Source organism: Bradyrhizobium sp. PRIMUS42, from assembly GCF_023006515.1.
Classification (GTDB): domain Bacteria; phylum Pseudomonadota; class Alphaproteobacteria; order Rhizobiales; family Xanthobacteraceae; genus Bradyrhizobium.
Genome location: NZ_JALBGZ010000121.1, coordinates 1 through 11,717 on the forward strand (window position 1 = coordinate 1; position 11,717 = coordinate 11,717).

Genomic DNA, 11,717 nt, shown 5'->3' on the forward strand with positions numbered 1-11,717 from the left:
GTCACCCTGTGATCGCGGCAGCGCGTTGGACGCCGGCACGCGTGCTGAGCTTGCGCGCCCGCTGTGGCGGAGCGTCGGCCGCTGCGTGACGGGACTTAAGGGAATCAGAAGGGACGCTGCGGGTCGGATAGTCCCTCACGCTGCGCGAGTCACAATGAGGGAATTGCCGATGAGCAGCTTGGAGATAACTGAGGAAGATCGGGATCGGGCAGTCACGAAGTGGCTCGCCGATTTTGAAAGCCTGCTGGCTGGCAAGGATGAGACCACGATTGAATGTCTGTTCCATCCCGACGGATACTGGCGCGATCTTCTCGCGCTCACTTGGGAACTCAAGACGTTCCACGGTCTCTCCGAAGTGCATGGCGGCCTCACGGCTGTCGACTGCACGATGCGGCCTTGCAATTTGCGCCTTCAGGGCCGCGCCATTGCGGGCGTCCTCGGCGAGTTCGGTCCGACAGTCGAGGGCTTCTTCACGTGCGAGACCGACCTTGCCGCCGCTCGCGGATACCTGCGGCTCGTTCCGGTCCGCGAGGCGGGCCGGGACAGCTTCCGGGCCGTGACGGTTCTCACCGCAATGGTCGCCCTGAAGGACTTCCCGGAGCGCGGGCGCAAGAACCGCGACGAAACCTTCATGAGGCCCGTGGAGGAAGGGAGCGACAATTGGCTGGACCGTCGGCGTACGGCCCTCGCCTATCGCGATCGGGATCCTCAGGTCCTCATCGTCGGCGCGGGTCAAGCGGGACTCATGCTGGCTGCACGGTTGAGGCACCTTGATGTCGACGCACTGGTGGTGGATCGCGACGAAAGGGTTGGGGACGTTTGGCGGAAGCGATACCACTCACTCACGCTCCACAACGAGATCGCAAGCAATCACTTTCCATACCTGTCATATCCCGACAGTTGGCCCGTCTACCTGCCGAAGGACAAACTCGCCAACTGGATGGAATTCTACGCCGACGCGATGGAGCTCAATATCTGGACGCGCACGGATTTTCTCGGCGCGACCTATGACGACGCCAATCGACAGTGGACCGCCCGGCTCAGGACATCCGATGGCGGTGAGCGTGTCATGTGGCCGAGCCACCTCGTCTTGGCGATCGGTGTCAGTGGTCTTCCCAACATCCCGCACATCGAGGGTCTCGACGGTTTCAAAGGCACCGTCATTCATTCGAGCGGGCGGACGGACGATGTGCCGACAGAGGGCAAGTCGGCGCTCGTCATCGGCGCCGGCACGAGCGCCCACGACATCGCGCAGGACCTCTACATGCGCGGCGCCGATGTCACGATGCTGCAGCGCTCGTCGACGACTGTCGTGAGCATCGTGCCGAGCGCGGCGAAGGCAACCCAGCTCTTTCGCAGCAACGAGGGCGTCCGGCCGATTGAGGACATCGACATCATCTCCGCGTCGGTCCCTTACGACCTCGTCCGTCGCCTCCACGGACCCTTGAGCCGGCAAATGGCGTACGAGGACCGTGATCTGCACGACCGCCTTCGGAAAGTCGGCTTCGCGCTCGACAATGGCGAAGACGATACCGGCTTTTTCCTGAAGCTGCTGCGACGTCTCAGCGGCTATTACCTCAACGTCGGCGCGTCCGACCTCATCGCCGATGGCCGGATCAAATTGAAGTCGGGTGTTCAACTCGATCGCCTCGAAGGCGGGGAAGCCGTGTTCTCCGACGGCTCGCGCATGGACGTGGACTTGCTTGTTCTCGCGACGGGCTGGAAGCCTCTGCAGGAGGCTGTTCGCGTGATGCTCGGTGACGATGTGGCGGAGCGTGTCGGTCCGATCTGGGGCATTGGCGCGGACGGCGAGCTACGCAACATGTTCTGCGCCACACGCCAGGAGAATTTCTACGTCGTTGGGGGGACGATCACGATGTGCCGGTCCTTCTCGCGCTACACCGCCTTGCTGATCAAGGCTGCGCTGGAGCGTGTGATGGAAGAGGCGCCCGTATCGGAGGATGCGAGCGATACCGGCGACAAGAGGAGCGCTGCATGATTGCCTCTAAGTCGGACTCGGTCATGGGCGACGAGCAATCGATCGCGCGTGTCGGCAAGCCACGGTACAGTCTTGTCCCGAGATGGAAGCAGGGGCTGGTCCGGCCATCCAAGCGAAGACCTGCATGAGAGGTGTCGCTGTAGCTGCAACGGGTTCGATCTCGTCGGCTGCCACGCTTCGAAATTGTTCTATGGAGACGGAGGTACGTTATGCAACTGGATGCGATCATGGCGCCTACGGCCGATACCCCGGAACGCCGGGCGTTTTACGACAAGATCGACAAGAAGAATCTGACCGCCCTCTGGCTTTCTCTGGCGGAGTTGGTGACGCCGGAGCCAAAGAGCGCATGCGCGCCGGCGAGCTGGCGCTTCAACGATATCCGCGAATACATGCTCGAAGCGGGCAACCTGATCACGGCGAAGGAAGCGGAACGTCGCGTCCTCGTTCTCGAAAATCCCGGCCTGCGCGGCCAATCGAAGATCACGACGGACATGTATGCTGGCGTGCAGCTCGTCCTGCCCGGCGAGGTCGCACCCGCCCACCGCCACACGCAATCGGCACTGCGCTTCGTGCTGGAAGGCCAGGGAGCCTATACCGCCGTCAACGGCGAGCGCACGGTGATGCACGAAGGCGACTTCATCATCACGCCGCCGTGGGCCTGGCATGATCACGGCAATCCCAGCTCCGATCCGATCTTTTGGCTCGACGGGCTCGACATCCCAGTCGTGCAGTTCCTGGACGCATCATTCGCCGAACATCTCGATGTCGACGAACAGCCGATCTTACGTCCCGAGGGCGACTGCCAGGCGCGCTACGGTGCGAACCTGCTGCCGGTTGACCATAAGACCGGCGGGGGGACTTCGCCCGTCTTCAATTACCCCTACGCCCGCACGCGGGAAGTCCTGGAGAAGATGCGGCGCTCCGGTCAGTGGGACCCGTGCCACGGGCTCAAGATGCGTTACGTAAATCCAATTACGGGCAACCATGCCATGGCGACCATGGCGACCTTCATTCAGCTCCTGCCCAAGGGCTTTTCGACCTCCGCCTATCGTTCGACGGACGCGACAGTCGTCGTGCCGATCGAGGGCCGCGGGCGCAGTGTCGTCACCAATCGGGCGGGCGAGGATTTCGTCATCGAATGGACCAAGCGCGACATTTTTGTCGTCCCCTCCTGGCATCGCGTTCGGCACGAAGCGGGAGGGGCGGACGCCGTGCTGTTTTCCTATTCCGACAGGCCAATCCAGGAAGCTCTGCACCTGTTCCGGGAGGACCGAGGCAATGTTTGAGAGCAAAAACGAATTCGTGATTCCGTCGCCCCCGATATCATCCGTTGCAGTCGCAGGAACAACGGCTCGCTTTCCTGTGCGTCGCATCATATGTGTGGGCCGTAATTATGCGGCCCACGCTCGGGAGATGGGACGTGATCCGGACCGCGAGCCACCGTTCTTCTTTCTCAAGCCCGCCGACACAGTCGTCGATGATGGGGCAACCCTGCCGTATCCGCCCGAAACGAAAAATTTCCACTTCGAGATCGAGCTCGTCGTCGCAATTGGCAAGCAGGGGTTCGACATCCCTGTCGAGAGCACGCTGGATCATGTTTACGGATATGCCGTCGGGATCGACCTCACGCGGCGCGACCTCCAACTGCAGGCGCGCGAACAGGGGCGCCCTTGGGACTGGGGCAAGGGTTTCGACCGATCCGCTCCGATCGCCCCCATTCACCCTGTTGATAAAGTCGGCCACCCTCAATCGGGTCGAATATGGCTCGCTGTCGACGGAAAGCTGAAGCAGGATTCGGACATCGCAAAATTGATATGGCCGGTGCGAGACATCATCTCCATCGCGTCACGGTCGATGGAGCTAAAGCCCGGTGATCTCATCATGACTGGCACGCCGGAAGGCGTCGGCCCTGTTGAGCGAGGGGAAACCCTGACCGGCGGGGTGGCCGGGCTCGGCGAGATCAAGATCAAAATAGCCTGATCCATGCAATTTGGGAGCTATCCCGGCAGGGGGTAGCACTCTGCCGGGACCGAAGCGGACATGGCGAGCTTTATGATGACACGCTCTAAATTCCCAAGATCTTCCGCGCGTTTGCCTTGAGCACCTTTGGCCGGATCTCGTCGCGGATGTCGATCTTGGCGAAGTCCGACAGCCAGCGGTCCGGCGTGATCACCGGCCAGTCCGAGCCGAACAGCATCTTGTCCTGGAGAATCGAGTTGATGTAGCGCACCAGGATCGGCGGGAAATATTTTGGCGACCAGCCCGACAGATCGATGTAGACGTTCGGCTTGTGGGTCGCGACCGACAGCGCTTCCTCCTGCCAGGGGAAGGAGGGATGGGCGAGGATGATCTTGAGGTCGGGGAAATCGGCCGCGACGTCGTCCATGTACATCGGGTTGGAATATTTCAGCCGCATGCCCATGCCGCCGGGCATGCCCGAGCCGACGCCGGTCTGGCCGGTGTGGAACAGCGCGATCGCGCCGCCATTGTTGATCTCTTCGTAGAGCGGGTAGGCCATGCGGTCGTTGGCGTAGAAGCCCTGCATGGTCGGGTGGAATTTGAAGCCGCGCACGCCGTATTCCTCGATCAGCTTGCGCGCCTCGCGCACCCCTAACTTGCCCTTGTGCGGGTCGATCGAGACGAAGGGAATGAGGACGTCGAGATGGTCGGAGGCGACCTCCAGCATCTCGTAATTGTTGTAGCGGCGGAAGCCGGTCTCGCGCTCGGCGTCGACCGGGAAGATCACCGCGGCGATGTTCTTGGAGCGGTAATAGGCCGCGGTTTCCGGCACCGTCGGCGGATGCTTGTTTGGCGACTTGAAATACTCCGCCATCTGCGCCTGGAAATCGTCATAGCCGTCGTCGGCATGGCAGCCGCAGGGCTCCTCGGCATGGGTGTGGATGTCGATGGCGACGACATCGTCGATATTGGGCAGCTTCAGCTTCGGCATGGGTGTCCTCCCGACGGGTTGCCGAATTGATTATATGATATAACGAATTTGGCAAGGCGTCCTTGAAAGCCTTGGATCCTTTGCGATAAATAAGGCCGGTCCGGCCCGTTCTACTGTCCATGGGGTTGTTTTCGCGAATTTGCCGGTTCGGAACCGGGCAGTTAACATTGACAGCCCCTCCCGCCATGCCTTAAGAACCGCCCCGTCCCGGGCGGTCAGTCCGCCAGCGGGAGAAATCTCATTTTGCCACATTCGCGCGTGCCGAAACGGTAGTGCCGAACACGGCCTTTCGAACGTTCAGGATTCTGCCATGAAGGTCCGTAACTCGCTGAAATCGCTGCGCGGTCGCCATCGCGCCAACCGCCTGGTCCGCCGCAAGGGCCGGGTCTATGTGATCAACAAGGTGCAGCGCCGCTTCAAGGCTCGCCAGGGCTGATCTCGCCCTCGCGGTCGCCTCGCGCGTTCCCGCAAGACCACGGTCTCACACGAGTTTGACGCCGCCCTGCTTTGCAAGGGCGGCTTTGCGCGTTTAGACTTTGGCCATGGCTTTGAGATTCCTTTTTCCGCGCACCCTGTGTCTGGCACTTGTGCTGGGAACCGCTGGCCTTGCTCCAGCTCTGGCGCAGCAGGTTGATCCACCCGGCAAGCAGAAGAAGCTCCCCGAAGCGCCGTCCAAGCTGCCCAAGGTCGATCGCACCAAGAATCTCGATTTCCTGTTCGGCGCGTTGAAGGCGGCGCCCGACGAGGCCAGCGCCAAGCATGTCGAGGCGCGGATCTGGGCGATCTGGCTTCAGACCCCGAGCGACACCGCGGCGCTGTTGATGGCGCGCGCCAAGACCGCGGTCGACGCCAAGAAGATCGAGGTCGCGATCAAGCTGCTGGATTCGGTCATCAAGCTCAGGCCCGACTATATCGAGGCCTGGAACCGGCGCGCCACGCTCTATTACATGCAGAACGACTATGGCCGTTCGCTCGGGGATATCCAGCAAGTGCTGGTCCGGGAGCCGCGCCATTTCGGCGCGCTCGCAGGCCTCGGCATGATCATGCAGGAGGTCGGTGACGAGAAGCGCGCGCTCGAGGCCTATCGCAAGGCGCTCGCCGTCAATCCGCATCTCGAAAAGATCCCCGATCAGGTCAAGGCGCTGACCGAGAAGGTCGAAGGCCGCGACATCTAGAACTAGATCATTTCTTGAGGGAACGTGGCGTCTTCAGATTAACCACGACCGGAAGCGCGGCATCGTGAGGACTATTGCTGGGCCTGCCGCAGGGCTACCTGCATGGCAGGAGCGAAAGCCATGAAGCGTTTGATCTTTGCAGGTGGATTGCTGCTCGCGTCGGGGACGTTGAGCTTCGCCGACGGACTGTTCTGGGTGGTCGGCAACCGCGCCACCGGAAAATGCAATATCGTGACCAGCAATCCGGTCATCATCGGCGACATCTGGTTCGGCGACGGTCCCTACAAGTCCAGGGCCGATGCCAAGCTTGCCCGTTCGACGATCCGCGCCTGTCCCGGGCTCACGCCCGACGAGGAAAAAGACGAGGACGGCGCGAACTAGCCTGCATTCCAAGCATGAACCGGACCCGAAGGGCCGCGTTCGCGAAAAGTGTGCAGCGGTTTTCCGACGAGATCATGCTCAAAAGAGAGCCTAAAGTGCGATCGATCGCACTTTAGTGCAGGACGCTGCCGCCGCGCTCGGCGAGGCCGTGATCGGCAGCTGCGGCGTAAGCCTTTGCAAGCTCCGTCTCGAGATGCTCGTTGATCAGGAGCAGCGCCCGCACGGCACCGCGCAGGTCGCCGTTGCAGCTCGCGACGATCTCGTCGATCGCATTGTCGTTCGATCTGAAGCTCATCGAAAATCCTCCGGTTCAAACCAGGGCAATTCTGCCGGTCTTTCCCCCATCCCCTGGAGTTGCGAGGAGGATCGGCGCCCACCCGCGCCTAGATGGCGGAACCGACCGTGGCGATTATATGGAAGCCGCGATGACGGCTGCATGAAGCTGTTCCGAGGCTTGCGTCTCCTCCTGGAATATTGTTGATTCCATTGAGTTTTTACGTTCCTCAATTATGCACATATCCACAGCCCCGGCAGTTTTGGTGGAAGCATGGAAAGCCGGTGCAGCGAAACTGCCGCCCACAAGACCCGTAACTCCCCTGTGCCCAGCATCTCCCGGATTCTCTCCATGATCGTGATGTCAGTCGTGACGGCGCTGGTTCTGCTGGCGCTGGTCACGCAGGCCGGAATCGTCGCCGTGCAGCGCGCCTTTCCGCCGCAGGGGGAGATGGTGGAAGTCGACGGCGCGACGCTTCACGTCGTCGACATCGGCCCGCGCGATGCGGGGGTGCCGATCGTGATGCTGCACGGCGCGAGCTCCAATCTCGAAGCGATGCGGCGTCCGCTCGGCGACCTCCTCGCCAAAGACCATCGCGTCATCCTGGTCGACCGTCCCGGCCATGGCTGGAGTACGCGCGCGCGGCGCCAGGATTCCACGCCGCAGATCCAGGCGCGGATGATCGATGATGCGCTTCATAAGCTCGGGATCGAGCGTGCGGTCTTCGTCGTGCATTCCTGGAGCGGCGCGCTCGGCGCCCGGATTGCGCTCGATCATCCCGGCCGCGTCGCGGGCCTCGTCATGCTCGCGCCCGTCACCCATCCCTGGCGTGGCGGCGTCGGCCGTTACAACGAGATCATTGCAATGCCGGTGATCGGCCCGCTGCTCGCCTACACCGTCACGCTGCCGCTCGGTTACTTCGTTGCCGAAACCGGCGCGCGCAACGTGTTCCTGCCGCAGACGATGCCTGACGGTTTCGTGCAGGATTCCGCGACGCCGCTGCTGCTGCGTCCGCGCGAGTTCATCGCCAATGCCTATGATCTGGTGACGCTGAAGGAAGCGGTTGCCGCGCAAGCTCCGCGCTACGGCGAGATCAAAGCGCCGGTCACGGTCATCGCCGGCGAGCCCGACAAGACGGTCAGGACCAGCATCCACGCCCGTCCGTTCGCGGCCATGGTGCCGAATGCAAAGCTGATCGTGCTGCCCGATCTCGGACACATGGTGCAGAACGCCGTGCCGGATCTGGTGAAGACGGAGATCGAGACGATGATCGGAAGAATCGTCCCGGCACAGGCGGCCGCTGATTAGAGTTTTTCGGGTGGATGCTCCCGTAGCCCGGATGCGAAGCGACATCCGGGGGCCGCTCGCCCGGCATCGTACACTGTCCCGGATATCGCTGCGCTCATCCGGGCTACGGCAGCTTGCTGTGTCGCCCTCTGTCAATCCATCCGCGCAAAGATATTCCACTTTACCGAAATTCGGTTTCGGCGTATGTGTCGCTCATCCCGGCTCACCAAGAGGGGCGATCTTGTGTCGTCACGCATCGCGAGCCGGGCTTGCGGTGGACGCGGCAGCGTCGGCACGAGATGGGGCGGGCAGGGCGGGTAGTCCCTGTGAGCTCGATACCTGCGTGCGGACGAGCGGCGCTGCTAGGTTCGTCTCGCCTGTAAGTTTCGCAGCTCCGTCGACAGGGCTGGGAATACTGCGGCGAAATGGCGGGCCGTGCGTACGGCAAAACCGTGTGGTCCTGGCCGTCGTTGCTACGGTCAAGTCTTTCGCGAAGGTGCGAGCGAGCCCAACCGGGCAGACTGCATCATCCAATTCGCGGGGCGAGGGAGGCCAGAAGGAAAGTTCGGCTCCCGGGAGATCACGGCATAAGCCGTCCGACCATCGCGCAGGGAAGGCCGAGTGTTCGGCACCACCTGTATGCTGCTGTGCGGTCTTCTTGCGCTACATTTCGCGCAGCAGACCGCGGGTGCGAGCTGGCACCCGGCCTTCCCTGCGCCCTCTTGGATTTCAGAGGGACGAAAGATGAAGCAAAGCTCGGGCGAGCAAGCCGCGAGGCTGAAGAGGCATGTCCGTGGGTCGAGCTGCGTGTCACAAACTCGGTATCGTAGGGTGGGCAAAGCGCAGCGTGCCCACCGTCTCTCGCATACTGATCGAATTGGTGGGCACGGCGCTGTGCGCCTTTGCCCACCCTACGGCACTGCACCTCGCGATATGCATTGGAGCATCGCGATGCTGTTCCTCGCAATGACGCGCAAAGAATACGCGTCACAACAGAAAGCGACAGCTTCGGTCCTGATTGAATCAGAACCGAAGCTGTAGCGGCCGCCTAATATGCGCGCTTACTGCTTGATCTTCCCGTCCTTGTCGAACTGGGCGACGAAGGACCACAGATTGTTGATCTCGGTCTCGTTCTTGATGCCGGCGAACGCCATCTTGGTGCCAGGAATCTTGGCCTTGGGATCCTTGATGTATTCCTTGAACGTGGCCTCGTCCCAGGTGATGCCGGAATTCTTGTTCGCGTCCGTATAATTGTAGCCCTCGGCGGTGCCCGACTTGCGACCGTTGAGACCGTTGAGCTCGGGACCGACCTTGTTCTTGGCGCCTTCGCCGATCGCGTGGCAGGCCAGGCATTTGTTGAACGATGTCTTGCCGGCCGCGACATCCTGCGCCATCGCGGCGGGTGCGGTGGCAATCACGGTGAGGATCGTCAGTGCGCCAAAAGTCAATTTTGTCATCGGTTGCTCTTCGTCTCTTCCCTGGTGGGTCTGGCTGGTCAGTCTCTTGCCTGATCGGCAATCGCCCAACCTGCCGGTTTTGGCAGGCCTGCGCGGCCTGGACAAGCCACCAAACCATGACAGGTTTCATGATTTCCTACTTGTCCCAGAGCGAACTCGCTTGAGATCGTCGATCCGACTTTCGGATAGCCTACCCAAACAGGCGCGGACGTGATTGATTTGTCGTGACAAATTGATCATGGGCTACGAGCCGGAAGGATATGTCATGAAGGACTTGATATGGCCATCATGATGCCTGCGAGCGACCAGGCGGTGCTTGCGCGCCGCGCGGAGATCATTGCTGCGTTGCGCGCAATCGTGCCCGGCGAGGGCGTGATCGACAGCGCAGCCGAGATGCGGGCCTACGAATCCGACGGCCTGACCGCCTATCGGCAGCCGCCGATGGTCGTGGTGCTGCCCGATACGACCGAGCAGGTCTCGCTCATCCTGAAATATTGTGCAGGGCAAGGCATCAAGGTGGTGCCGCGCGGCTCCGGTACATCGCTATCGGGCGGGGCGCTGCCGCTTGAAGACGGCGTGCTGCTCGGCCTCGGCAAGTTCAAGCGCATCCGCGAGATCGATTTCGACAACCGCGTCGTCATCACCGAGCCCGGCGTCACCAATCTGGCGATCAGCCAGGCGGTCGCCCATGCCGGCTTCTACTATGCGCCCGATCCGTCCTCCCAGATTGCCTGCTCGATCGGCGGCAATGTCGCGGAAAATTCCGGCGGCGTGCATTGCCTCAAATACGGCATGACAACCAATAACGTGCTCGGTTGCGAGATCGTGCTGATGAGCGGCGAAATCCTGCGCATTGGTGGCAAGGGATGCGAGAACGCCGGCTACGACCTGATGGGCGTCATCACCGGCTCCGAAGGCCTGCTCGGCGTCATCACCGAGATCACGGTGCGCATCCTGCAGAAGCCGGAGACGGCGCGCGCGCTGATGGTTGGATTCGCGCAAGTCGAGGCCGCCGGCGAATGCGTGGCGCGCATCATCGGCGCCGGCATCATCCCTGGCGGCATGGAGATGATGGACAAGCCCGCGATCCACGCCGCGGAGGCCTTCGTCCACGCCGGCTATCCGCTCGATGTGGAGGCGCTGCTCATCATCGAGCTCGACGGTCCCAAGATCGAGGTCGACGAACTGATCACGCGCGTCGAGGCAATCGCCAATGGCTGCGGCTCGACCACCTGCCAGATCTCGACCTCCGAGGCCGAGCGCAATCTGTTCTGGGCCGGCCGCAAAGCTGCGTTCCCGGCCGTCGGCCGGATCTCGCCCGATTATCTCTGCATGGATGGCACCATCCCGCGCGGCGCGCTGCCGAAGGCGCTGGCGCGCATCCGCGAGCTCGGCGAAAAATACCAGCTCGGCTGCGCCAACGTGTTCCATGCCGGTGATGGCAATCTGCACCCGCTGATCCTCTACGATGCCAACAAGCCCGGCGAGATCGAGCGCGCCGAGGCCTTCGGCGCCGACATCCTGCGCGCATGCGTCGAGTTCGGCGGCGTGCTCACCGGCGAGCACGGCGTCGGCATCGAGAAGCGCGACCTGATGCCGGAAATGTTCAGCGAGATCGACCTGAACCAGCAGCAGCGGCTGAAATGCGCCTTCGACTCGCAGGGTCTGCTCAATCCCGGAAAGGTATTTCCGACCCTGCACCGCTGCGCCGAGCTCGGCCGCATGCACGTGCATGCGGGCAAGCTGGCGTTCCCAGATTTGCCGCGGTTCTAGCGTCGGTCGCTGCGCCTTCACTGCAATGCGTCAAATTTGCTTTCCCTTGTAAACTTCGATACCGGCTCAATCGTGGATACGCTTAAGGTCAGAGACGCCAAAGACGTCGAAGAGGTGGTGCGCGCGGCGATTGCCAATGAGCAGCCGCTCGAGATCATCGGTCATGGCTCCAAGCGCGGCATCGGCCATGCCATGGCGACCAATGCCGTGCTCGACCTCGCCGCGCTCAATGCCGTCACCTCCTACGAGCCGAACGAGCTGATCGTCACGCTGCAGGCCGGTGCGCCGCTTCACGACGTGCTGTCGCTGATCGATGCCAAGAACCAGCAATTCGCCTTCGAGCCGATGAACACTGCGCCGCTGCTCGGCACGCCCGCGCTTGGCACCATCGGCGGCATGATCGCGGCCGGGCTCGCCGGCC

General features: G+C 62.1%; 12 protein-coding genes. 9 read left to right on the plus strand and 3 right to left on the minus strand.

Annotation, left to right across the window (positions count from 1 at the left end):
* Positions 1 to 169: 169 nt before the first annotated feature.
* From MOV75_RS12455 to MOV75_RS12465, 3 genes are all read left to right on the plus strand, one after another.
* Positions 170 to 1,999: an NAD(P)/FAD-dependent oxidoreductase gene (locus tag MOV75_RS12455; protein ID WP_247005825.1), complete on the plus strand. Its 1,830-nt coding sequence runs from the start codon at positions 170 to 172 to the stop codon at positions 1,997 to 1,999.
* 227 nt (positions 2,000 to 2,226) lie between these two features.
* The gene (gene gtdA, locus MOV75_RS12460) at positions 2,227 to 3,285 is read left to right on the plus strand and encodes a gentisate 1,2-dioxygenase (RefSeq protein WP_247005827.1); all 1,059 of its coding nucleotides are present in this window, start codon (positions 2,227 to 2,229) and stop codon (positions 3,283 to 3,285) included.
* Positions 3,278 to 3,979 carry a fumarylacetoacetate hydrolase family protein gene (locus MOV75_RS12465; RefSeq protein WP_247005829.1) on the plus strand — a complete coding sequence of 234 codons (702 nt, stop codon included), beginning with the start codon at positions 3,278 to 3,280 and terminating at the stop codon, positions 3,977 to 3,979. Before gtdA ends, MOV75_RS12465 begins: the two co-directional genes overlap by 8 nt.
* 85 nt (positions 3,980 to 4,064) lie before the next feature.
* Here MOV75_RS12465 and MOV75_RS12470 read toward each other — a convergent pair whose 3' ends face one another.
* Complete coding sequence (locus MOV75_RS12470) at positions 4,065 to 4,949, minus strand: amidohydrolase family protein (RefSeq protein ID WP_246925392.1); 885 nt, start codon at positions 4,947 to 4,949, stop codon at positions 4,065 to 4,067.
* 310 nt (positions 4,950 to 5,259) lie between these two features.
* Between MOV75_RS12470 and ykgO the strand changes: the two genes are divergently transcribed.
* The 3 genes from ykgO (at position 5,260) to MOV75_RS12485 (ending at position 6,505) form a co-directional block, all read left to right on the plus strand.
* Positions 5,260 to 5,385 carry a type B 50S ribosomal protein L36 gene (ykgO, locus tag MOV75_RS12475; RefSeq protein WP_006611362.1) on the plus strand — a complete coding sequence of 42 codons (126 nt, stop codon included), beginning with the start codon at positions 5,260 to 5,262 and terminating at the stop codon, positions 5,383 to 5,385.
* A 106-nt stretch (positions 5,386 to 5,491) separates the two neighbouring features.
* Positions 5,492 to 6,124 (plus strand): tetratricopeptide repeat protein, encoded by a 633-nt coding sequence (locus MOV75_RS12480; protein ID WP_247005831.1) that lies wholly within the window; start codon positions 5,492 to 5,494, stop codon positions 6,122 to 6,124.
* 120 nt (positions 6,125 to 6,244) lie between these two features.
* Positions 6,245 to 6,505, plus strand: coding sequence for a hypothetical protein (locus MOV75_RS12485; protein ID WP_246925398.1), 261 nt, complete (start codon positions 6,245 to 6,247; stop codon positions 6,503 to 6,505).
* Positions 6,506 to 6,617: 112 nt separating this feature from the next.
* Here MOV75_RS12485 and MOV75_RS12490 read toward each other — a convergent pair whose 3' ends face one another.
* Positions 6,618 to 6,800 (minus strand): hypothetical protein, encoded by a 183-nt coding sequence (locus MOV75_RS12490; RefSeq protein WP_246925401.1) that lies wholly within the window; start codon positions 6,798 to 6,800, stop codon positions 6,618 to 6,620.
* 330 nt (positions 6,801 to 7,130) lie between these two features.
* Here MOV75_RS12490 and MOV75_RS12495 point away from each other — a divergent pair, with 330 nt between their 5' ends.
* On the plus strand, positions 7,131 to 8,087 hold the full coding sequence (locus MOV75_RS12495; protein WP_246925404.1) for an alpha/beta fold hydrolase: 957 nt from the start codon (positions 7,131 to 7,133) through the stop codon (positions 8,085 to 8,087).
* 1,040 nt (positions 8,088 to 9,127) lie between these two features.
* Here MOV75_RS12495 and cycA read toward each other — a convergent pair.
* Positions 9,128 to 9,523 (minus strand): cytochrome c-550 CycA, encoded by a 396-nt coding sequence (gene cycA, locus MOV75_RS12500; protein ID WP_246925407.1) that lies wholly within the window; start codon positions 9,521 to 9,523, stop codon positions 9,128 to 9,130.
* 279 nt (positions 9,524 to 9,802) lie between these two features.
* Here cycA and MOV75_RS12505 point away from each other — a divergent pair, with 279 nt between their 5' ends.
* Both MOV75_RS12505 and MOV75_RS12510 read left to right on the plus strand, forming a co-directional pair.
* Positions 9,803 to 11,296 (plus strand): FAD-linked oxidase C-terminal domain-containing protein, encoded by a 1,494-nt coding sequence (locus MOV75_RS12505; RefSeq protein WP_246925411.1) that lies wholly within the window; start codon positions 9,803 to 9,805, stop codon positions 11,294 to 11,296.
* A gap of 72 nt (positions 11,297 to 11,368) precedes the next feature.
* Positions 11,369 to 11,717: FAD-binding protein (locus MOV75_RS12510; protein ID WP_246925415.1), on the plus strand; the 349-nt coding region annotated here is incomplete at its 3' end.

Excerpts from the sequence above, each read along its gene's own strand:
- MOV75_RS12490 (WP_246925401.1), bottom strand. The coding sequence starts at position 6,800 with ATGAGCTTCAGATCGAACGACAATGCGATCGACGAGATCGTCGCGAGC.
- MOV75_RS12505 (WP_246925411.1), top strand. The coding sequence starts at position 9,803 with ATGGCCATCATGATGCCTGCGAGCGACCAGGCGGTGCTTGCGCGCCGC.
- MOV75_RS12495 (WP_246925404.1), top strand. The coding sequence starts at position 7,131 with ATGATCGTGATGTCAGTCGTGACGGCGCTGGTTCTGCTGGCGCTGGTC.
- gtdA (WP_247005827.1), top strand. The coding sequence starts at position 2,227 with ATGGCGCCTACGGCCGATACCCCGGAACGCCGGGCGTTTTACGACAAG.
- MOV75_RS12480 (WP_247005831.1), top strand. The coding sequence starts at position 5,492 with ATGGCTTTGAGATTCCTTTTTCCGCGCACCCTGTGTCTGGCACTTGTG.
- ykgO (WP_006611362.1), top strand. The coding sequence starts at position 5,260 with ATGAAGGTCCGTAACTCGCTGAAATCGCTGCGCGGTCGCCATCGCGCC.
- MOV75_RS12470 (WP_246925392.1), bottom strand. The coding sequence starts at position 4,949 with ATGCCGAAGCTGAAGCTGCCCAATATCGACGATGTCGTCGCCATCGAC.
- MOV75_RS12465 (WP_247005829.1), top strand. The coding sequence starts at position 3,278 with ATGTTTGAGAGCAAAAACGAATTCGTGATTCCGTCGCCCCCGATATCA.
- MOV75_RS12455 (WP_247005825.1), top strand. The coding sequence starts at position 170 with ATGAGCAGCTTGGAGATAACTGAGGAAGATCGGGATCGGGCAGTCACG.
- MOV75_RS12485 (WP_246925398.1), top strand. The coding sequence starts at position 6,245 with ATGAAGCGTTTGATCTTTGCAGGTGGATTGCTGCTCGCGTCGGGGACG.
- cycA (WP_246925407.1), bottom strand. The coding sequence starts at position 9,523 with ATGACAAAATTGACTTTTGGCGCACTGACGATCCTCACCGTGATTGCC.